This window comes from Pseudomonas inefficax (assembly GCF_032164165.1).
Taxonomy (GTDB): domain Bacteria; phylum Pseudomonadota; class Gammaproteobacteria; order Pseudomonadales; family Pseudomonadaceae; genus Aquipseudomonas; species Aquipseudomonas inefficax.
This window is the reverse complement of sequence record NZ_CP134401.1, coordinates 4,592,048-4,610,174: the sequence shown is the minus strand read 5'-3', so window position 1 is coordinate 4,610,174 and position 18,127 is coordinate 4,592,048. Positions and strand designations below refer to the sequence as shown.

The following is an 18,127-nucleotide window of genomic DNA, read 5'->3' as shown; positions in this document are numbered from 1 at the left end:
GCGAAGCGGCCCCGCTTTTTTTCAGAATCAGACCTTGCTCGAATGCCGCTGCTGGCGCTCCATGTAGCGCTCCACGTACGAGCAGGACGGAATCACCGTGTAGCCCATCTGTTCAGCATACTCCAGGGCCCGTTCGGTCAGGGCAGCAGCAATCCCGCGGCCGCGCAGGGCGTTGGGTACGAAGGTGCGATAGATGTCCAGCGTCTGCTTGCCCAGGTCCATGTACGTCAGATAGGCACGATGACCGTCCACATTGGTCTCGAACTGATGACCGGCCTGGTCATGGTGGATGGTCAGCGCTTCGCTCATCACTACTCCTCGCAGGTCTTCTCGGCAGACCCATACCTTAACCGATGGTGGTTTATCCGGCACAGAATCCTCTACGCCACCTGTTGCCCCTTCGACCACTGGACGATTGCAATCGTTCGGATCCCCTGGCACTCACAAGATAGTAGGCGCCGCAGGCGGGATTGCTCAAGGTGGTGGCGGTTAAAAATGGCGAAAATGCAGCCAAGTGCCATTCTTGCCTGCCGGCCCGGCAGCCACCGGATGTACTAGGGCTTAAGACGCTGAAGGACAGTTAAAGTCACCCTTAGTTCAACAAAAAAGTTCCTGTACTACAGTCGCTTGCGAACCCTGTACGTTTTTTTCACAAGCGTGTCGCAAATCTTGTCGGAAAGGCGTCAAGCAACATTTTTTTTGCAGTTCTTGCGCTTAGTCAGTTTACTTACTACAAGTAATGGGTACTATGTACGCCGGCCAGTTTCTCTTTTCCGAGAGATGGCTATTTAATAGAAAGTCCTTGAAGGGGAACACGATGAACAACGTTCTGAAATTCTCTGCTCTGGCTCTGGCCGCAGTTCTGGCTACCGGTTGCAGCAGCGTATCCAAAGAAACCGAAGCTCGTCTGACTGCGACTGAAGACGCAGCAGCTCGCGCTCAAGCTCGTGCAGACGAAGCCTACCGTAAGGCTGACGACGCACTGGCAGCCGCTCAGAAGGCTCAGCAGACCGCTGACGAAGCCAACGAGCGCGCTCTGCGTATGCTGGACAAAGCCAGCCGCAAGTAATAATCCTCACGGATTGTTATGGAGCCGACCCACTTGTGGGTCGGCTTTTTTATTGCCTGCGCACAAGGCAAACGCGCCAGGCAGAAACGAAAAGGCCTGCACTAAGGCAGGCCCGGGTGTGTCGCAATTACCTTACTGCAGTTCGGGCGGAATGCTCGAAACCATCGGTGCGCCACCCTGGCTTTCAGTCGGCACGGCAATTTCCACCGGCATGCCATCTTCAGCGGCCACCACATCACGCACCATGTCCCAGTTCATGCGTAGGTTATTGGCCAGATCCTCACGCTTGAGCAAGGCGTTGATAACAGCAGTGTGTTTATCGACCACCGACGGATTACCCTGGTCGTCCAGCGGCGTGTGCGCCTCCAGATAGACCTTGCCGCCACTGATACCGAACTTGTAGGGCTCGTTGATGATGCGCACCGGCGTACCCACCGGGACCATCTTCGACAACTCCAGCACGTTGTTGTTGAGCATGCGGAAGCAACCGTGGCTGGTACGCATGCCAATGCCGAACTTCTTGTTCGAACCATGGATCAGGTAGCCCGGCACGCCGAGGGTGAACTTGAACGGCCCCAGCGGGTTGTCCGGGCCGGCCGGCACCACGCTCGGCAGGATGTCGCCGTCAGCCGCGTGCTCGGCACGGATCGACGCCGGCGGGGTCCAGGTCGGGTTCGGCGTCTTGGCGGTGATCTTGGTATTGGCGATCGGCGATCCCCAGCCCTCACGGCCGATCCCCAGCGGGAAGGTATGCACCACGTTTTGCCCTTTCGGGAAGTAGTACAGGCGGTACTCGGCCAGGTTGATGACGATGCCCTCACGCGGGCCAGGCGGCAGGATGTAGCGGGTCGGCAGGATGATCTCGGTGCCGGCACCTGGCAGCCACGGGTCCACCCCAGGGTTGGCGGCGATCATTTCCAGGTAGCCGAGGTCGTTGGCAGTGCCGATATCGGCGAACGTGTCCTCGTACTTTGCCTTGATAACCTGCACCTGGCCGATGATGTCTTCACCGGGTGGTGGCAGTGGCAGCTCCAGCGCAACAGCGGGGCCTGCTACCAGCAGGGCGGCCAGGGACAGGCTACGGGTGACGGCAGGAAAGCGCGGCAACATCCGGTAAATCCTTCGAAAGGTGGGTCAAGAGAATCGATTGTACACCCGCGCCGATGCAAGCGGGAGGCATTGGCGCCATGCAAGCGTTTCAGATGATGAAAGGCGCGGTGTTCAGCCGCCCTGCAGCTCCGGCCACACCGGGCGCATGCCGCGCCGCTGGGCATCGAGGATGGCGCGGCACAGGTCGCACAGGCGGCCGTCACGGTAGATCGAGCGCGGCACCCCCGACCAGCGTGGTTGCGCCGGCAGCAGACCACCGCACAGCGTGCGGTCGGCCGGTACGCCCAGCTCGAGCTGACGGGCCACGAGGTGAACGCGGATTTCCTGGCAGGCAAACAGGTCGAGCTGCTCATCAGGCTCGATCAGTTGGTAGGCATACAGGGACCAGGCAGGGCGCGGCATCGGTGGCACTCGAAACGGGGGGCGCAACATTAGCCGAAAGCCGGCGCCGTTTAAAGCGTCACAGCAAGGGTTTTATCGCTGGCCAGGCATTTTCCAGCAGGCGCTGCTGGGCGGCCTGAGCCGGGTGAATGCCATCCGCCTGCATCAACTCAGGCACGCCCCCTACCCCTTCGAGAAAGAACGGCACCAGCGGAACCTGTTTTTCTCTCGCCAGCTGTTCATACACCTGGGCGAAGGCGGTGGTGTAGCGCACGCCATAATTGGGTGGCAGACGCATGCCCAGCAGCACGACCTTGGCACCGGCCTTGCGCGAACTCTCGATCATCGAGGCAAGATTTTGTTGCAATTGCGCAGGCGGCTGCCCGCGCAGGCCATCATTGCCGCCCAGCTCCAGCACCACCAGGCTCGGCTTGTGCGCTGCAAGCAGCGCCGGCAGCCGCGCCTGGCCACCTGCACTGGTATCGCCACTGATCGATGCATTGACCACTTTGTCGTCGAAACCTTCATCCTTCAGGCGGGTCTGCAACAGGGAAACCCAGCCCTGGCGGGTATCCAGGCCAAAACCGGCGCTGATACTATCGCCGACAACCAGCAATGTTCCCGCCGCCGCGCTCTGGGCCAGGCAATACAGGGCCAGACCGGCACTCAACCACCACACTCGCATCGGATTCTCCATGGGCCCCAGCATTCTCGTTGCGCAGAACCTTAGCAAAGTGGTCCCCAGCGCGGAAGGTGACCTGACCATCCTGCACGCACTGTCCCTCGACTTGGCCCAGGGCGACAGCCTGGCCATCGTCGGCGCCTCGGGCTCGGGCAAGTCGACCCTGCTCGGCCTGCTTGCCGGCCTCGACCAGCCCAGTGCCGGCAAGGTCATCCTCGCTGGCCACGACCTGGGGCCGCTGGATGAAGACCAACGCGCGCGGGTGCGCGCCGAGCATGTGGGCTTCGTGTTCCAGTCGTTCCAGCTGCTCGACAGCCTCAACGCCCTGGAAAACGTCATGCTGCCGCTGGAGCTGGACGGCCGCCGCGATGCCCGCGAACACGCGCGCACCCTGCTCGAACGGGTCGGTCTGGGCAAGCGCCTGAGCCACACCCCGCGCCAGCTTTCGGGCGGCGAACAGCAACGGGTAGCCATCGCCCGCGCCTTCGCCGCGCAACCGGCAGTGCTGTTCGCCGACGAACCCACCGGCAATCTCGACAGCCACACCGGCGAGCGCATCAGCGACCTGCTGTTCGAACTGAACAAGGAGCGCGGCACCACCCTGGTGCTGGTTACCCATGACGAACGCCTGGCCCGGCGCTGCCGTCGCCAGATCCGCCTGGATGCGGGCCGCCTGGTGGCCCCGGTGGAGGCCTGATGACCCACATGCCGCTGTCCCGCCTGTGCGGCCTGGCCCTGCGCCAGCTGCTGCGCGACATTCGCGCCAGCGAAGTGCGCGTGCTGTTCTTCGCCCTGCTGGTGGCAGTGGCGGCGAGTACTGCCATCGGTTATTTCGGTGCCCGCCTCAACGGCGCCATGCAACTGCGCGCCAGCGAGTTCCTCGGTGCCGACCTGGTGCTGCAGGGCAGCGCCCCGGCCCGCGACCAGCAGATCGAGGCTGGCAAGGCGCTCGGCCTGCGCCACGCCCAGGTGGTCGAGTTCACCAGCGTGGTCGGCGGCGACAACGGCATCCAGCTGTCCAGCGTCAAGGCTACCGATGGTGCCTACCCGCTGCGCGGGCAAGTGCGTAGCGCCGCGGCGCCGTATGGCGCAGAAACCCCGGGAGGCGGCCCGGCACCTGGGGAAGCATGGGTTGAACCACGCCTGCTGGCGGCGCTGGGGCTGAAGGTTGGCGACAGCATCGATGTGGGCATGAAGACGCTGCGAATGAGCCGCGTGCTGACCTACGAACCGGACCGCGCCAACAATTTCTACAGCCTTACCCCACGGGTAATGATGAACCTGGCCGACCTGCATGCCACCGGCGTGATCCAGCCGGGCAGCCGGGTCACCTACCGCGACCTGTGGCGCGGCGATGCCGAAACGTTGGCCCGGTACCGCGAGGCACTGAAAAAGGACCTGGCCGCCAACCAGCGCCTGCGCGACACCCGCGATGGCAACCAGCAGGTCGGCGGCGCACTGGGCAAGGCCGAGCGCTACCTGAACATGGCCAGCCTGGTAGCAGTGCTGCTGGCAGGCGTCGCCGTGGCCCTGTCGGCCAGCCGCTATGCCGCACGCCGCCTGGACGCCAGCGCCCTGCTGCGCTGCCTCGGCCTTTCGCGCCGCCAGGCACTGGGCTTGTACTGCCTGCAATTGGCCATGCTTGGCCTGGTCGCCGCGCTGGCCGGCGCCCTGCTCGGCTGGCTGGCCCAACTGGGCCTGTTCCGCCTGCTGCATGGCCTGCTGCCAAGCGTAGTACCTGCAGGCGGCATCGTCCCGGCAATGGCCGGTATCGCTACCGGGCTGGTGGCCCTGGCTGGTTTCGCCCTGCCGCCAATCGCGGCGCTGGGCCAGGTGCCACCGCTGCGCGTGCTACGCCGCGACCTGCTGCCGATACCGCCCAGCAGCTGGCTGGTGTACGGCGCGGCCCTGTTCGCCCTGGGCTTGATCATGTGGCGCCTTAGCCTCGACCTGCTGCTCACCTTCGCCCTGCTCGGTGGTGGCCTGGTCGCCGCGCTGCTGCTCGGTGGCCTGCTGCTGCTCGGTTTGCGCAGCCTGCGCCAATTGCTGGCCGGGGCCCCTCTGACCTGGCGCCTGGGGCTGGGCCAACTGCTGCGCCACCCCATGGCCGCTGCCGGCCAGGCTCTGGCCTTTGGCCTGATCCTGCTGGCCATGGCCCTCGTCGCGCTGCTGCGCGCGGAACTGCTCGACACCTGGCAAGCGCAGTTGCCCAAGGATGCACCCAACCATTTCGCCCTGAACATCCTGCCGGATGACCGTGAGCCCTTCGCCCGACACCTGCAGCAGGTCAACGCCACCTCGGCGCCGCTTTACCCGGTAACACCTGGCCGCCTGGTGCGTATCAACGAGCAACCGGTGCAGCAGGTGGTCAGCAAGGACTCGGCAGGCGAACGCGCCGTGCAGCGCGACCTCAGCCTGACCTGGGCGGCCGAACTGCCCGAAGGCAACGCCCTGGCGAGCGGCAACTGGTGGCAGGCATTGCCCGCCGAAGATGAAACCCCCGGTGTGTCGGTAGAGGCGGAACTGGCCAGCAGCCTGAAGCTGCAACTGGGCGACCTGCTGACCTTCGATATCGGCGGCCAGCAGCGCCAGGCCCGGGTCAGCAGCCTGCGCAGCGTGCACTGGGACAGCTTCCAGCCGAACTTCTACATGATATTCCAACCCGGCACGCTGCAGGGGTTGCCGACCACCTACCTGACCAGCTTCTATCTGGCACCGGGCCATGACCTGGATGTGGTGGCGCTGTCACGCGCATTCCCGGCGGTGACCATCCTGCAGGTGGACGCCTTGCTCGATCAGCTGCGCAGCATCCTCGCCCAGGTCACCCTGGCAGTGGAGTATGTGTTGCTGTTCGTGCTGGCAGCCGGGCTGGCGGTGTTGTTCGCTGGTTTGCAGGCGACGCTGGACGAGCGCATTCGCCAGGGTGCCTTGCTACGTGCGTTGGGCGCGGCGCGGCCATTGCTGGTCAAGGCACGGCGGATCGAGTTCGGCTTGCTGGGGGCGGCCAGCGGCTTGCTGGCGGCGGTCGGGTGCGAGCTGATTACCTTGGTGCTGTACCGCTATGCCTTCGACCTGCAATGGAGCCCGCATGTGTGGTTGCTGGTGTTGCCGCTGGCAGGGGCGCTGTTGGTGGGTGGTGCGGGGGTGCTGGGAACGCGGCGGGCGTTGAATGCCAGCCCGTTGTCGGTTTTACGCGAGAGTTGATGACAGCCTGTGCCGGCCTCTTCGCGGGTAAACCCGCTCCCACAGGTTCGCCACAGTACTTGAAACCTGTGTTGGACCTGTGGGAGCGGGTTTACCCGCGAAGAGGCCAGCACAGGCAACATCAACTCACTGGCCGTATGTGATGCTGTTCACATACCAGGTCGCTTCACCGGTAGGCGTGTGCACCACCACCTCGTCACCCTCCTCCTTCTTCAGCAGGGCACGAGCCATGGGCGAGTCGATCGAGATGTAGTCATTGCGCCCATAGATCTCGTCATAACCGACAATGCGAAACTTCATCGTCTCGCCCTCATCGTTCTCGATCTCCACCCAGGCCCCGAAAAACACCTTGCCCTCCTGCTGCGGCGAGTAGGCCACTACCTTTACATCCTCAAGGCGCTTGCGCAGGTAACGCACCCGACGGTCGATCTCGCGCAGCAGCTTCTTGTTGTACTGGTAGTCGGCGTTCTCGCTGCGGTCGCCCAGCGATGCCGCCCAGGTAACCTTCTGGGTAATTTCCGGGCGGTACACTCGCCACAGGTGGTCCAGCTCTTTCTTCAGCGCCTCATGGCCTTCCGTGGTGATGATGTTGGTACTCAACAGCGCGCTCCTCAGCGGCGGGTAATCAGGCCCTGGCGCGCGATACGGGTGAGGTGGCCGATGATTTCGGCGGCCTCGTCCGGTGCCGGAGCCTGGATCACGGCCAGGTCGAAACGGTCATTGCCATACTGCGCGAGGTGGCAGCCGGTATCGGCGAACTGGATCAGAAATGCACGCGCCTGGCCCTTGCGCCGGGACAGGCCTTCGAGGTGACGCAAAAGCGTGGGTTGATGCTGGCCGCCGAGCAGGATGCGCGGTGTGCGGGACGCCTGGCTGGCAGGCAAGGGGCTCAAACAGACACTGGTACGTGGGCAACTCATGGAGCTTCTCTCCGCCTCGCGAAACCCGCTGGGCAGCGGTGGGAGGCGTCACCGAACCAGCGCTTTAGCGGTATTTCGGATGACCCGGGGGGGGCTTCCTGCGCCCCGCAAGTAGCTGTTTAAATCGGCGCAGGCGGTATGCTAGAGCTACAAGCGCCAAGATACAAGCCTCAAGCCGAAAGTGATCGGCCTGAGGCTTGTATCTTGGCGTTCGTGGTGTATCAGCGAGCGATCAGGCGGTCCAGCGAGAAGCGGCCAGCGCCTTCAATCAGCACCGCGACGGTACCGGCCAGCAGGGCCAGGCCGAACTCGTAACCGTTGTTGGACATGAACAGGCCATTGCCGATGTGCACCGAGAAGATGGCCACCACCAGGGTCACTGCCAGCACCAGGGCTGCGGGACGGGCCAGCAGGCCGATCACCAGGGCCAGGCCACCGAAGAACTCGGCACTACCGGACAGCAGCGCCATCAGGTAACCCGGGGCCAGGCCGATGCTCTCCATCCACTGGCCGGTGCCTTCCAGGCCATAGCCACCGAACATGCCGAACAGTTTTTGCGCACCGTGCGCGATGAAGATGATGCCGACCAAGATACGGATGACGCTCAGGCCAGCACCGGCGCGGGTAGAGAACAGAGCGTTGAGGGTAGCGTTGTTCATGTCGAAGACTCCTTGAAGCGGGAAAGTTGTGTTGGGATGGGCGTCATCATAATCGATTCAATAGATATGAAAATCGCAAAAAACCCAACACAACAATCGACAAAATCGATTTGTCAGCGCTTCGCCACACGCTCCAGCGCAGCACGCTCCCGATTGAACGCTACAAAGTACTTGTTGACGCTATTGACGAAGTTGACGGGCCCCATGCCCACCTGCTCCATGGCGATGCGTTCGGTCTGGAAGAACCACTGGTCGCCATTCAGCCCGCGCCGCCGCGCTTCGGCGCGCATGGCCTGGACCCGTTCGGGGCCCAGGTTGTAGGCCGCCAGCACGAAAGCCATGCGCTCGCGTTCGTTGATTTTGGCGCTGGCAAAGAATTTGCGCCGGATCAGTGCCAGGTAGCGGGCACTGGCCTGGACATTGCCATCCACCGTGGCGGTGTTGCTCACCCCCACGCGCTGCGCCGCCGATGGGGTGATCTGCATCAGGCCATGGGCCCCGCCGGTGCCGCGCGCTGCCGGGTTGAGCGTCGATTCCTTGAAGGCCAGCGCGGCCAGGTTGAGCCAGTCGATCTGCTGCGCCTCGCCGTGCTTCTGCAGCACGGCACGCAGCGCGGTCAGGCGCTGGCGATTCTTGCTGACCAGCGGGTCGTGCACCCGGTACTGGCGGCGGTAGATGCGCTCGAACGCGGCGTCCTGGTTGTCCGGCGCGCGGTAGCCCTGCAGAAAGCGATCGACCGTGGCCAGCAACTGCGGCGCATCGTGCCCAACATACCAACGCATGGCTTGCGGCGCCCCCAGCTGCACGCGGCTGTCCAGGCGCAGGCGCGGCATCACCCGGGCCCAGCGCCGGGCGATCGGCTGCTCGACCATGGTCAGGTGATAGATGCCGGCCTGGACCATTTCCAGCACGTCCTCCACCGCCAGGGTCGAGTCGACCCACTCAACCTTGATCGGCGCGCGCTTGCGCAGCGCCAGCTGTTGGTTGACCTGCTGGATCAACGGGCCGGCGGCACTGGCGCTGGTCAGGGCCACGGTACGCCCGGACAGCTGCTCGACATGGCTGAAGCTGCGCTCGCCCTTGCGCCCCACCAGCAGCAACTGCACCCGGTCGAGCACCGGTGCGCTGCTGCTGACCCCGCGCACTACAGCGGGGTCGAGCAGCTCGCCCGGCGCGGCCAGGTCACCCTCGCCACGGGCCAAGGCGCCCAGCAGCTGCTCCTTGGCCCGGGGGATCAGCTTGAGCTGAATCTCCTGGCCGTCGGCGGCGCGGGCATTGAGATAATGTTCCAGGGCACGCAGGCGATAGTATTCGATGCCGACCGGCTCACCCTTGACCTCACCGGAGCTGTTGCGGCTCTGGTTGACCAGCACCCGCAACACCTGGCTGGTGCGAATCTGTTGCAGGTCACGGACCTTGGTCGGCGCAATGTTCTGCTGCGGGCCCGGCGCGCGTGCGTGGGCAGGCCCGGTCAAGGTCAGCCCAAGCGTCAGCAGGAAAATGAGCCAGCATCGCTGCATGCGAAACGTGTCCGTGGTCGGTGGGCGGCATCCATGGGGTTGCATCGCCAGGAGAGAAATGACGGCAAAAGACCATGGCAACAGCATGAAGTTCTTGGTTTTTTCAGAAAAACACGGTTTTTGCTATGCTGGCCGCCCCGCGGCACGAGGTAGCACCATGCAACTGATCGATATCGGCGTCAACCTGACCAACAGCAGTTTCCACGACCAGCAGGCGGCAATCGTCGAGCGCGCCCTCGAAGCCGGGGTCATGCAGATGGTGCTCACGGGCACCAGCCTGGCGGTCAGCGAACAGGCGCTGGAGCTTTGCCAGCAACTGGATGCCAGCGGCGCGCACCTGTTCGCCACGGCAGGCGTGCACCCTCACGATGCCAAGGCCTGGGATGCCGGCAGCGAGTGCCAGTTGCGCCAGCTGTTGAGTGACCCACGGGTACGCGCCGTGGGTGAATGCGGCCTGGATTTCAACCGCGACTTCTCCCCTCGCCCACTCCAGGAAAAAGCCCTGGAGGCACAGCTGGCGCTGGCTGCCGAGCTGCGCCTGCCGGTGTTCCTGCACGAACGCGACGCCAGCGAACGCCTGCTGGCGATCCTCAAGGATTACCGCGACCACCTGACCGGAGCAGTAGTGCACTGCTTCACCGGCGAACGCGATGCGCTGTTCGCCTACCTGGACATGGACTTGCACATCGGTATTACCGGCTGGATCTGCGACGAACGCCGTGGCACCCACCTGCACCCGCTGGTGGGCAACATTGCCGAGGGGCGGCTGATGCTGGAGAGCGATGCGCCTTACCTGCTGCCGCGCAGCCTGCGGCCCAAGCCTAAGAACGGGCGCAACGAACCGGCGTTCCTGCCGGAGGTGTTGCGCGAAGTGGCCTTGCACCGGGGTGAATCGGCCGAGCATACGGCGGCGCATACCACAGCGACGGCGCGGGCGTTTTTCCAACTCCCCTGAACCTGTAGGGGCACTATCGCCGGCAAGCCAGCTCCCACATCGATCGCATCGACTTCAAGCCATGTGCAGTACCTGTGGGAGCTGGCTTGCCGGCGATGAGGCCTGTACAGGCAGTACAAATTAGTTGTCCCAAGAAAACCTATTACAGGCGCAGGAATTTTCTTGATACATATCAAGAAAGGCCATGGCTTGCGCAGGCACAATGATGGCACCTTGCCAATATTGTTTCCGCTCAACTCAGAGAAGACCTGCCCATGGGTGCCTGGCTTAGCAATGTTTCCCTGAAGTACAAGTTCTGGGCCGTCAACGCGGTGGCCTTTGTCACGACCTTGCTGCTGGTGCTCTATGCCGTACACCTGGAGCAGCGCGCACGCGCCGAGGCCGCGCAGGCCCAGGCAGCTGCACAGGCACAACTGCTGGCTGCATGGCCGGCCGGCCAGCCGCTGCCCCGCCCGGCCAACGTCATCAGCTGGACCGCCGGGCAAACGCCCACCTTCGCGGGCGAACCCCTCGAAGCCCTGCGCGATGCCCAAGGCTGGGTCGAGCTGCCCGCCGCCCGGCTCTTGGGCGACAACCCGCTACAGGGCGCGCAGGTACTGCGCAACGGCGATCAGCAAATGGCCGTGCTGGCCCAGTCGCCAAGCCTGCGCCAGGTGTTCTTCGACCGCTTCAGCAACTACGCGGTATGTGTACTGATCCTGATGCTGGCCATGCTCGGCGCCTCGCAGCTGCTGATCCGCTTTCTGCTCAGCCAGCTCAACACCCTCAAGGACGTGATGCTGCACGTGGAAAAAACCGGCGACCTTTCGGCCCGAGTGCCGCTGGCCTGTGGCGACGAGGTCGGCCAGATGGCCGGGGCCTTCAATGCCATGCAGGCGACCTACCACCGCGTGGTCAGTACCGTCGCCCACACCGCTGCGCAACTGGACTCCGGCGCCGCTCGCCTGGCCGCGAGCATGAGCGATGTGCGCCACGGCATGCTCGGCCAGCAGAGCGAGACCGACCAGGCCGCTACCGCCATCAACGAAATGTCGGCTACGGTGCACCACATCGCCCAGCATGCTGGCGCCACCCGTGATCTGTCACAAACAGCCGACACCTTGGCCGGTAGCGGCCAGGAGGTGGTCAGCCGAGTGCAGGACTCGATTTCCGGATTGTCCAGCGGCGTGCAGCAAACTGCCGAGATGATTCGCCAACTGGCCGAAGACAGCCAGAAGATCAATGGCGTGGTCAGTGTGATCCACAGCATCGCCGAGCAGACCAACCTGCTGGCCCTCAATGCCGCCATCGAAGCAGCGCGCGCCGGCGACCTGGGCCGCGGCTTTGCCGTGGTGGCCGATGAAGTGCGCAACCTGGCCAAGCGTGTGCAAACCTCCACCGACGAGATCACCACCATGGTCTCGGCCCTGCAGTCGGGCACCCGCGATGCAGTGGAGTTCATGCAGGAAAGCTCGTACAAGGCCGACGACTGCGTCAGGCAGGCCCAGGAAGCCGGCGAAGCACTGGCCGAGATCACGGGTGCCGTGGCACAGATGCGCGAAAGCAATACCCAGATTGCCGTGGCTGCCGAGCAGCAAAGCCAGGTGGCCGAGGAAATGAATCGCGCCGTGGTGAGCATTCGCGATGTCACCGAACAGACCGTGCAACAGACCGTGGGCTCCGCGACCACCAGCAGCGAACTGGCAACCCTGGCCGGTGAACTGAACAAGGCCATTGGCCAGCTCAAGCTATAGTCACCATAGCCAGCCTCGATTGGCTCCCGCCTGGGGGGCGCACTAAGCTTTGGGCATGACCGAGAGGAAATGCCCATGAGCAAACGCCTGCCCAACCTGCCCGCCTGGCAATGGCGCGGCTACCACCACAACCACCGCCACCCGGCCAACCTGGTGCTGCACCTGATCGCCGTGCCGTTGTTCATCCTTGGCGCGTTGCTGATTCTGTCCGGGCTGTTCGGCCTGGATCTGGGCCAGATTGCCGTTGGCATCATTGCCTTGATCGCTGGCCTGGGCCTGCAGCGCCAGGGCCATCGCCTGGAAGCAGAGCAACCCGAGCCCTTCGCCAACCGCAAGGATGCTGTGCAACGCCTGCTGACCGAGCAATTCATCACCTTTCCGCGCTTCTTGCTGAGCGGGGCCTGGTGGAAGGCCTGGCGGGAACGACACAAGCATCGGCATTGATGCTATTGGGGCTGCTCTGCAGCCCAATCGCGACGCAAGGCCGCTCCCACATGATCGCGCATCTCCTGAGATTCACGCGATCCTGTGGGAGCGGCCTTGTGTCGCGATAGGAGCGCAACGCGCTCCCGGGCTCGGTCAGGCAAACACGGTAACCGTCTGCCGGCTCAAGGCCAGCAATTCGCCCTGGGCCGTCCTCAACGCGGCGGCGGCATGCCCGTAACCATCCCGCGCATGTTCGGTTTCCACACAATAACGGCACCAGTCCAGGGTCGACAGCTGCGCCGTGGGCTGCATGAATTCGATGGTCCAGGTCAAGGTGCTGCCGGCAGCAGGCTGCTTGAGAAACGGCATCAGGCTCGGTGGCCAGGCATCGACCAACGCCAGCAGGTGCGCCTCGTTGACCGGCTCTTCTGCCACTCCGCGCAAACGTACCCAACCGCCCATCTGGCGCGACTGATTGCCACTGAACGGCAACCCGCCCACCGCCCAGCGCAAGGCGACATGCTGCATGAACTCCGGGGTAACGCCTTTGATATGGGGTAGCTCGGGAGCGGCGTCTTCGAGCGCTTTCATTTCCGCCGCCGGCAACGCCGGCACATCGACCACCGACGGCCGCCCTGCACCGAAATTGCCCTGCACCAGGGTCACCACCTGGCCGCCCTGAACGGCACGGCCCAGCAAGGTGCTGACAGCCTTGCCTTCACGCAGCACCTCAACGTCGAAGCGGATTGGCACATCCGCCGCGGCCGGCGCCACAAAGCTGATGGCCAATGAACGCACGGGGCGGCCATCGGAGATTTTCTGGCGCATGGCTTCATAAACCATGGCCGCCATCAGCCCGCCAAAGGCAGCGCGCCCCTGGGCCCAGCTTGGCGGGATGCTCACAGCATCGGGGTTGGCCCGCACGGCGTCGAGCAGTTGGTTGAAATTCATTGGCCGGCTCCTGCCTGCAGCGAAAAAGGTCTGCCCATCCTAGCCAGCAAACCCTTGCCGATCAGCCCGCATATCGGTCATTTTTCGGGCTTTCGCCGCGCCAACGCCTGCTGCAGTGCATCCAGCGTTACATCCGAATGGCGCTCGGCCTCGTGCAATTCCTGCTCCCAGGCGGCCTTGCATGGTGCCAGGTCGGCATGGTCGCGAGCCTGCAGCAGCCATTGCAGGCGATCATGCCAGTCACCCAGGTCGCCCTGAGCCTGCTTCAACAAGCGCCGCAACTGTTTGCCCGCATGGTCGAGCTGCGGATAAGCCTCATCGCCATAACGCGCTCGCTTGATCAACAAACGCAGGCGGTGGCGGTCGTGGGCCGGGTCCTGCAGTGCTTTGTGCAACTTGCGCCACTGTTTGACCAGGCGTTTGTCGATACGCTTTTCCAGCCCCTTGACCAGCCCTTCGCGGCCGGCTGCCCGCAGGAACAGCGGAAACGCGTCGACAATCGCCAGCACCCGGGTCAGCTGCGGGCTGGCGGCAACACTGGCGAAGGTCCTGTCACGCCCTTCCAGACGCCGCTGCCCGGCCTCGGCAAAACCACGCCCGATCAGTTCGGCCGCCAGCACCTCACGGTCACGTAACGGCGTGGTGAGGGTACCCAACGACCTGGCGGCGTCCTCCAGCTGCTCCACCCCCGGTAACCCACGCAGTGGCCGCAGCAGGCTGCGCAGGCGCCGCAGGGTGGTGCGCAGGTCATGCAAGGCCTCGCTGTCCGTATCGGCAGCCAGGCGCTCGCGACAGGCCAGCAGGCGCACGTGCAAGGCCACTATCTGGGCAACCACATGATCGAGCATGGCAGACATTGAAAGACGCTCCTTGGTCAGCGCCCGGCGCGAGACTCACGAATGTAGAAACGGGCCTTTTCGGCTTTTCTGGTACAACTTTCATAACCTTCGAACTGCTGCTGGGTCTTGGCCCCGGTCAGCAGCGACAAGGCCTTGGAGTAGCTCACGGCACCGGCAAAGCCTTCGGCCTTGGCCAGGTCCAGCTCCTTCCAGGCGGCATCCAGTTGGGTCGCGCAACTCTCGCGGTAGGCCGTCTTGCCCGCGCAGCCAGCGAGGGCCAAGGCAATCAGTGGAAGGCAGATCCAGGCTTTCATTAGTAATACCTCAATGGAAAAAAACATTGGCTGTTCGACGCCCTGGCAGCTGAAAAGTGCCCTGCCCAGCCGGCTTGGCCCAGCCAGTTTTATTACAGTAGCTCAGCGCGATGCACATTGAAGCACAGGTGGCGATGGGTGCATTGTAGGACCATGGTTGCACTGGCCGGGGAATGTTCATGAGCAAACGCGTGGCACTGGTACTGGGATCGGGTGGAGCCCGGGGGTATGCACACATCGGAGTGATCGAGGAGATCGAGCGCCGCGGCTACGACATTGCCTGCATCGCCGGCTGCTCCATGGGCGCGGTGATCGGCGGCATCTATGCCGCCGGCAAGCTGGAAGAGTACCGCAACTGGATCGAGAGCCTCGACTACCTGGATGTGTTGCGCCTGGTCGATGTCAGTTTTCGTCTCGGCGCAATTCGCGGCGACAAGGTGTTCGGGCAAATCCGCAAGATCGTCGGCGAGATCAACATCGAGCAATTGCGCATCCCCTACACAGCGGTTGCAGCCGACCTCACCAACCAACAGGAGATCTGGTTCCAGGAGGGCTGCCTGCACCAGGCCATGCGTGCCTCGGCAGCCATCCCGAGCCTGTTCACCCCGGTGATGCAAGGCAACCGCATGCTGGTCGACGGCGGCATCCTCAACCCGCTACCGATCGTGCCGGTGGTGTCCAGCCACTGCGACCTGATCATCGCGGTCAATCTCAACGCCACCAACCAGAAGCAGTACCAGTTACCGGTGATCGAGCGCCCGGCGGCGTTCAAGATGCGTTTCGATGCACTGCTCAGCTCGCTGGGCTCGCGCTTGCCGTTCCGGCGCAAGCCGGCGGAGGAGCTGATCCGCATCGAGCAGGAAATCGTCGCCGAAGGGCTGGCGCCGCCGAGCCCGTGGCTGGCCGATGCCGCCGACCCGGAGGGCCAGCAACCGGCGGCGGCGCCGGAGCGCGAGGGCGCGCCGAAGTCGGCGACCGGCTCGTTCATCATCGACAACGTGGGGCCCGCTTCACTGCTGGACCTGATCAACCAGAGCTTCGAGGTCATGCAGACCTCGTTGGCGCAATACAAGATTGCCGGCTATCCACCGGATGTGCTGATCAACGTGCCCAAACGGGTGTGCCGGTTTTTCGAGTTCTACAAGGCGCCGGAGCTGATTGCCCTGGGGCGGGAGATTGCGCGGGATACGCTGGATAGCTATGAAGGGGTGAAGCGCTAGGCCTTGTGCTGCTTGTGCTGGCCTCTTCGCGGGTAAACCCGCTGCCACAGGTTCACCACAGTACATGAAACCTGTGTTGAACCTGTGGGAGCGGGTTTACCCGGAAGAGGCCGGCACAGACAACAGAAACGAAACAGGCCGCACTGGGCGGCCTGTTCGTTCATGCTTCCATCACCTTAGTAACGGGTGATGTCCGCCTTGGCTTCCAGCTGCTTGCGGTACGCCGCGAAGTCCTGCTGGCCAGCACGCGACGCGAGGTAGCGGCGAATTTGCTGCTTCTCTTCGTCGGTGGCAGCAGCGCCTTCGTTGACACCTTTGAGCTGCAGTACCACCAGGCTACCGTCACGCAGCACGACGCTGCCATAAACCGGCTTGTCCTTGGCTTGCGGCTTGCCCAGGCGGAACAGCGCCTGCAGCTCGGCCGGGTCGATACCGTCCTCGCCGCGGGTAACTGCTTCATAGGCCTTCCAGCCCTGCCCTTCGTGCACACTGCCCGCTGCGATGGAACCGTCACGCAGGCCGGCAATCAGCTTGTCCGCCTTGGCCTTGAGCTCGGCTGTCGCCTTCTCCTTGGCCAGGTGCTCGCTGATGTTCCTGGCCACGGCTTCCAGCGGCAGCTGCTCAGGCTTGCGGTGCTCCTTGACGCGCAGCACCACGGTGGTTTCCGGATCGAGCTCGATGGCGGTGCTGTTGGCACCCTCCTCCAGCACTTCTTCGGAGAATGCGGCCTGCACAACCGAACGGTTGGCAGTGATGCCTTCACCACCCTCGCGGCCGAAGGCTGCGGAGGTTTGCACCTTCAGGTTCAGGTCCTGGGCCGGCTGGGCCAGGTCGGAAGCCTCGTAGGCGGCATCCTGCAGCTGCTTGCTGGCATCTACGTAACGCTGCTCGACCAGCGGGATCTTCAAGTCACGGGTCAGCTTGTCCTTCAGGCTGGCGAAGCTCGGCACTTCCGGCGCCTGCACGCCCAGCAGCTTGATCAGGTGGTAGCCGAACTCGGTGCGCACTGGCGCCGAGACCTGGCCATCCTGCAACTTGTACAGTGCATCTTCGAACGCCGGGTCGTAAACGCCCGGGCCGGCAAAGCCAAGGTCACCGCCGCTGTTGGCCGAACCCGGGTCCTGGGAGAACTCCTTGGCCAGCGCGGCAAAGTCTTCACCCTTGGCCAGACGCTGCTGGATCTCTTCGGCGCGGGCCTTGGCCTGGGCGTCGGTGACCTTGTCGTTGACCTCGATGAGGATGTGCGCGGCATGGCGCTGCTCGGCGAGGTTGGCGATTTCCTTCTCGTACTGGGCCTTGAGCTCTTCGTCGGTCACCTTGACCTGATCGAAGAACGCCGCCTTCTTCAGTTCGATGTAGTCGATCACTACCTGGTCTGGCGACATGAACTCCTTGGCGTGCTTGTCGTAATGCGCCTTGACCTCTTCATCGCTGACCTTGACCGCGGCCGGGTCGGCCTTGAAGGTCAGGGAAGCGAAGTCGCGGGTCTGCTTCTCGAGGCGGGCAAAGGCATCGACCTGCTGGTCGGTGACGAAGCTGCTGCCGGCCAGGCCGGTGCGCAGTTGGCCGATGAGCATTTCTTCGGCGAGCATGTCGCGGAACTGCATGCGGCCATAGCCCATCTGGCGAATGACCTGGTCGAAACGGTCCGCACTGAACTTGCCGTCCACCTGGAACTCCGGCGTCTGCAGGATCACCTGATCCAGCGCGGTCTCGGAGAAGGCGAACTTGGCATCTTCGGCACCCTGCAGCAGCAGCTTGCGGCTGATCAGGCCCTTCAGTGCCTCTTCGCGCAGCAATTTGTCATCCAGCAGCGCCGGGTCGAAATCCTTGCCCAACTGTTGCATCAGCTGACGGCGCTGCATGTCGGCCGCCTGGCTCAGCTCGTTCTGGCTGATGGTCTGGCCGTTCACCTTGGCGGCGTCCTGGCTATGGGTGGCGGCCTGGAAAATGGCTTCGAAGCCGGTCAACGCCATCAACACGACGATAAGGCCGATGATGGTCTTGGCAATCCAACCTTGTGAATTGTCCCTGATATTTTGCAGCATGCGTCCCCCAGAAACGGCTGTACCACTGCGTCGACAACCGCGGAGCGTGGGTAGAAACCTGATAAAAGAAAGGCGCATCCGAGGATGCGCCTTTGC

The 18,127-nt window shown here is 63.7% G+C and carries 19 protein-coding genes; 7 read left to right on the top strand and 12 right to left on the bottom strand.

The window, feature by feature from the left end:
• Positions 1-27: 27 nt before the first annotated feature.
• On the bottom strand, positions 28-309 hold the full coding sequence (locus tag RIN61_RS20875) for a GNAT family N-acetyltransferase (RefSeq protein ID WP_025338432.1): 282 nt from the start codon (positions 307-309) through the stop codon (positions 28-30).
• A gap of 508 nt (positions 310-817) precedes the next feature.
• On the opposite strand from RIN61_RS20875, the gene oprI reads away from it, so the two are divergent.
• Complete coding sequence (gene oprI / locus RIN61_RS20870; RefSeq protein WP_003259780.1) at positions 818-1,069, top strand: outer membrane lipoprotei OprI; 252 nt, start codon at positions 818-820, stop codon at positions 1,067-1,069.
• Between the two features lie 132 nt (positions 1,070-1,201).
• On the opposite strand, the gene RIN61_RS20865 is transcribed toward oprI, so the two are convergent.
• The 3 genes from RIN61_RS20865 to RIN61_RS20855 form a co-directional block, all read right to left on the bottom strand.
• Positions 1,202-2,179, bottom strand: coding sequence for a L,D-transpeptidase family protein (locus RIN61_RS20865; protein WP_112252319.1), 978 nt, complete (start codon positions 2,177-2,179; stop codon positions 1,202-1,204).
• 111 nt (positions 2,180-2,290) lie between these two features.
• Complete coding sequence (locus RIN61_RS20860) at positions 2,291-2,581, bottom strand: hypothetical protein (RefSeq protein ID WP_013971899.1); 291 nt, start codon at positions 2,579-2,581, stop codon at positions 2,291-2,293.
• Between the two features lie 58 nt (positions 2,582-2,639).
• Positions 2,640-3,245: an arylesterase gene (locus RIN61_RS20855; protein WP_112252318.1), complete on the bottom strand. Its 606-nt coding sequence runs from the start codon at positions 3,243-3,245 to the stop codon at positions 2,640-2,642.
• Between the two features lie 10 nt (positions 3,246-3,255).
• On the opposite strand from RIN61_RS20855, the gene RIN61_RS20850 reads away from it, so the two are divergent.
• Positions 3,256-3,939 (top strand): ABC transporter ATP-binding protein, encoded by a 684-nt coding sequence (locus tag RIN61_RS20850; protein ID WP_016714756.1) that lies wholly within the window; start codon positions 3,256-3,258, stop codon positions 3,937-3,939.
• Positions 3,939-6,446, top strand: coding sequence for an ABC transporter permease (locus RIN61_RS20845; RefSeq protein ID WP_313853805.1), 2,508 nt, complete (start codon positions 3,939-3,941; stop codon positions 6,444-6,446). Before RIN61_RS20850 ends, RIN61_RS20845 begins: the two co-directional genes overlap by 1 nt.
• 126 nt (positions 6,447-6,572) lie before the next feature.
• Here RIN61_RS20845 and greB read toward each other — a convergent pair whose 3' ends face one another.
• The 4 genes from greB to RIN61_RS20825 all read right to left on the bottom strand — a co-directional run bounded on the left by greB (position 6,573) and on the right by RIN61_RS20825 (position 9,545).
• Complete coding sequence (gene greB / locus RIN61_RS20840) at positions 6,573-7,046, bottom strand: transcription elongation factor GreB (protein ID WP_063914016.1); 474 nt, start codon at positions 7,044-7,046, stop codon at positions 6,573-6,575.
• 11 nt (positions 7,047-7,057) lie between these two features.
• On the bottom strand, positions 7,058-7,366 hold the full coding sequence (locus RIN61_RS20835) for a hypothetical protein (RefSeq protein ID WP_025338428.1): 309 nt from the start codon (positions 7,364-7,366) through the stop codon (positions 7,058-7,060).
• A gap of 221 nt (positions 7,367-7,587) precedes the next feature.
• Positions 7,588-8,025, bottom strand: a complete 438-nt coding sequence (locus RIN61_RS20830; RefSeq protein ID WP_085663149.1) for a DoxX family protein — start codon at positions 8,023-8,025, stop codon at positions 7,588-7,590.
• 113 nt (positions 8,026-8,138) lie between these two features.
• Positions 8,139-9,545: an MltF family protein gene (locus tag RIN61_RS20825; protein WP_112252316.1), complete on the bottom strand. Its 1,407-nt coding sequence runs from the start codon at positions 9,543-9,545 to the stop codon at positions 8,139-8,141.
• A gap of 157 nt (positions 9,546-9,702) precedes the next feature.
• Here RIN61_RS20825 and RIN61_RS20820 point away from each other — a divergent pair, with 157 nt between their 5' ends.
• From RIN61_RS20820 to RIN61_RS20810, 3 genes are all read left to right on the top strand, one after another.
• On the top strand, positions 9,703-10,500 hold the full coding sequence (locus RIN61_RS20820; protein WP_112252435.1) for a TatD family hydrolase: 798 nt from the start codon (positions 9,703-9,705) through the stop codon (positions 10,498-10,500).
• A gap of 254 nt (positions 10,501-10,754) precedes the next feature.
• A complete protein-coding gene (locus RIN61_RS20815; RefSeq protein ID WP_207877541.1) occupies positions 10,755-12,233 on the top strand; it encodes a methyl-accepting chemotaxis protein in 1,479 nt (492 codons plus the stop codon).
• Positions 12,234-12,308: 75 nt separating this feature from the next.
• A complete protein-coding gene (locus tag RIN61_RS20810) occupies positions 12,309-12,677 on the top strand; it encodes an Mpo1-like protein (RefSeq protein ID WP_085600188.1) in 369 nt (122 codons plus the stop codon).
• Between the two features lie 135 nt (positions 12,678-12,812).
• On the opposite strand, the gene RIN61_RS20805 is transcribed toward RIN61_RS20810, so the two are convergent.
• The 3 genes from RIN61_RS20805 to RIN61_RS20795 form a co-directional block, all read right to left on the bottom strand.
• On the bottom strand, positions 12,813-13,610 hold the full coding sequence (locus RIN61_RS20805; RefSeq protein WP_112252314.1) for an acyl-CoA thioesterase: 798 nt from the start codon (positions 13,608-13,610) through the stop codon (positions 12,813-12,815).
• Positions 13,611-13,687: 77 nt separating this feature from the next.
• Positions 13,688-14,467, bottom strand: a complete 780-nt coding sequence (locus RIN61_RS20800; RefSeq protein WP_112252313.1) for a CHAD domain-containing protein — start codon at positions 14,465-14,467, stop codon at positions 13,688-13,690.
• 17 nt (positions 14,468-14,484) lie between these two features.
• Positions 14,485-14,763: a hypothetical protein gene (locus RIN61_RS20795; protein ID WP_003259403.1), complete on the bottom strand. Its 279-nt coding sequence runs from the start codon at positions 14,761-14,763 to the stop codon at positions 14,485-14,487.
• A 179-nt stretch (positions 14,764-14,942) separates the two neighbouring features.
• Between RIN61_RS20795 and RIN61_RS20790 the strand changes: the two genes are divergently transcribed.
• Positions 14,943-15,983, top strand: coding sequence for a patatin-like phospholipase family protein (locus tag RIN61_RS20790; protein ID WP_112252434.1), 1,041 nt, complete (start codon positions 14,943-14,945; stop codon positions 15,981-15,983).
• Between the two features lie 176 nt (positions 15,984-16,159).
• Here the strand turns inward: RIN61_RS20790 and RIN61_RS20785 are convergent, their stop codons facing one another.
• Complete coding sequence (locus RIN61_RS20785) at positions 16,160-18,031, bottom strand: SurA N-terminal domain-containing protein (RefSeq protein WP_313853796.1); 1,872 nt, start codon at positions 18,029-18,031, stop codon at positions 16,160-16,162.
• Positions 18,032-18,127 lie beyond the last annotated feature (96 nt).

Excerpts from the sequence above, each read along its gene's own strand:
- RIN61_RS20790 (WP_112252434.1), top strand. The coding sequence starts at position 14,943 with ATGAGCAAACGCGTGGCACTGGTACTGGGATCGGGTGGAGCCCGGGGG.
- RIN61_RS20860 (WP_013971899.1), bottom strand. The coding sequence starts at position 2,581 with ATGCCGCGCCCTGCCTGGTCCCTGTATGCCTACCAACTGATCGAGCCT.
- RIN61_RS20845 (WP_313853805.1), top strand. The coding sequence starts at position 3,939 with ATGACCCACATGCCGCTGTCCCGCCTGTGCGGCCTGGCCCTGCGCCAG.
- oprI (WP_003259780.1), top strand. The coding sequence starts at position 818 with ATGAACAACGTTCTGAAATTCTCTGCTCTGGCTCTGGCCGCAGTTCTG.
- RIN61_RS20815 (WP_207877541.1), top strand. The coding sequence starts at position 10,755 with ATGGGTGCCTGGCTTAGCAATGTTTCCCTGAAGTACAAGTTCTGGGCC.
- RIN61_RS20875 (WP_025338432.1), bottom strand. The coding sequence starts at position 309 with ATGAGCGAAGCGCTGACCATCCACCATGACCAGGCCGGTCATCAGTTC.
- RIN61_RS20830 (WP_085663149.1), bottom strand. The coding sequence starts at position 8,025 with ATGAACAACGCTACCCTCAACGCTCTGTTCTCTACCCGCGCCGGTGCT.
- RIN61_RS20805 (WP_112252314.1), bottom strand. The coding sequence starts at position 13,610 with ATGAATTTCAACCAACTGCTCGACGCCGTGCGGGCCAACCCCGATGCT.
- RIN61_RS20835 (WP_025338428.1), bottom strand. The coding sequence starts at position 7,366 with ATGAGTTGCCCACGTACCAGTGTCTGTTTGAGCCCCTTGCCTGCCAGC.
- RIN61_RS20800 (WP_112252313.1), bottom strand. The coding sequence starts at position 14,467 with ATGTCTGCCATGCTCGATCATGTGGTTGCCCAGATAGTGGCCTTGCAC.
- RIN61_RS20825 (WP_112252316.1), bottom strand. The coding sequence starts at position 9,545 with ATGCAGCGATGCTGGCTCATTTTCCTGCTGACGCTTGGGCTGACCTTG.
- RIN61_RS20785 (WP_313853796.1), bottom strand. The coding sequence starts at position 18,031 with ATGCTGCAAAATATCAGGGACAATTCACAAGGTTGGATTGCCAAGACC.
- RIN61_RS20810 (WP_085600188.1), top strand. The coding sequence starts at position 12,309 with ATGAGCAAACGCCTGCCCAACCTGCCCGCCTGGCAATGGCGCGGCTAC.
- RIN61_RS20865 (WP_112252319.1), bottom strand. The coding sequence starts at position 2,179 with ATGTTGCCGCGCTTTCCTGCCGTCACCCGTAGCCTGTCCCTGGCCGCC.
- RIN61_RS20820 (WP_112252435.1), top strand. The coding sequence starts at position 9,703 with ATGCAACTGATCGATATCGGCGTCAACCTGACCAACAGCAGTTTCCAC.
- RIN61_RS20850 (WP_016714756.1), top strand. The coding sequence starts at position 3,256 with ATGGGCCCCAGCATTCTCGTTGCGCAGAACCTTAGCAAAGTGGTCCCC.
- RIN61_RS20795 (WP_003259403.1), bottom strand. The coding sequence starts at position 14,763 with ATGAAAGCCTGGATCTGCCTTCCACTGATTGCCTTGGCCCTCGCTGGC.
- RIN61_RS20855 (WP_112252318.1), bottom strand. The coding sequence starts at position 3,245 with ATGCGAGTGTGGTGGTTGAGTGCCGGTCTGGCCCTGTATTGCCTGGCC.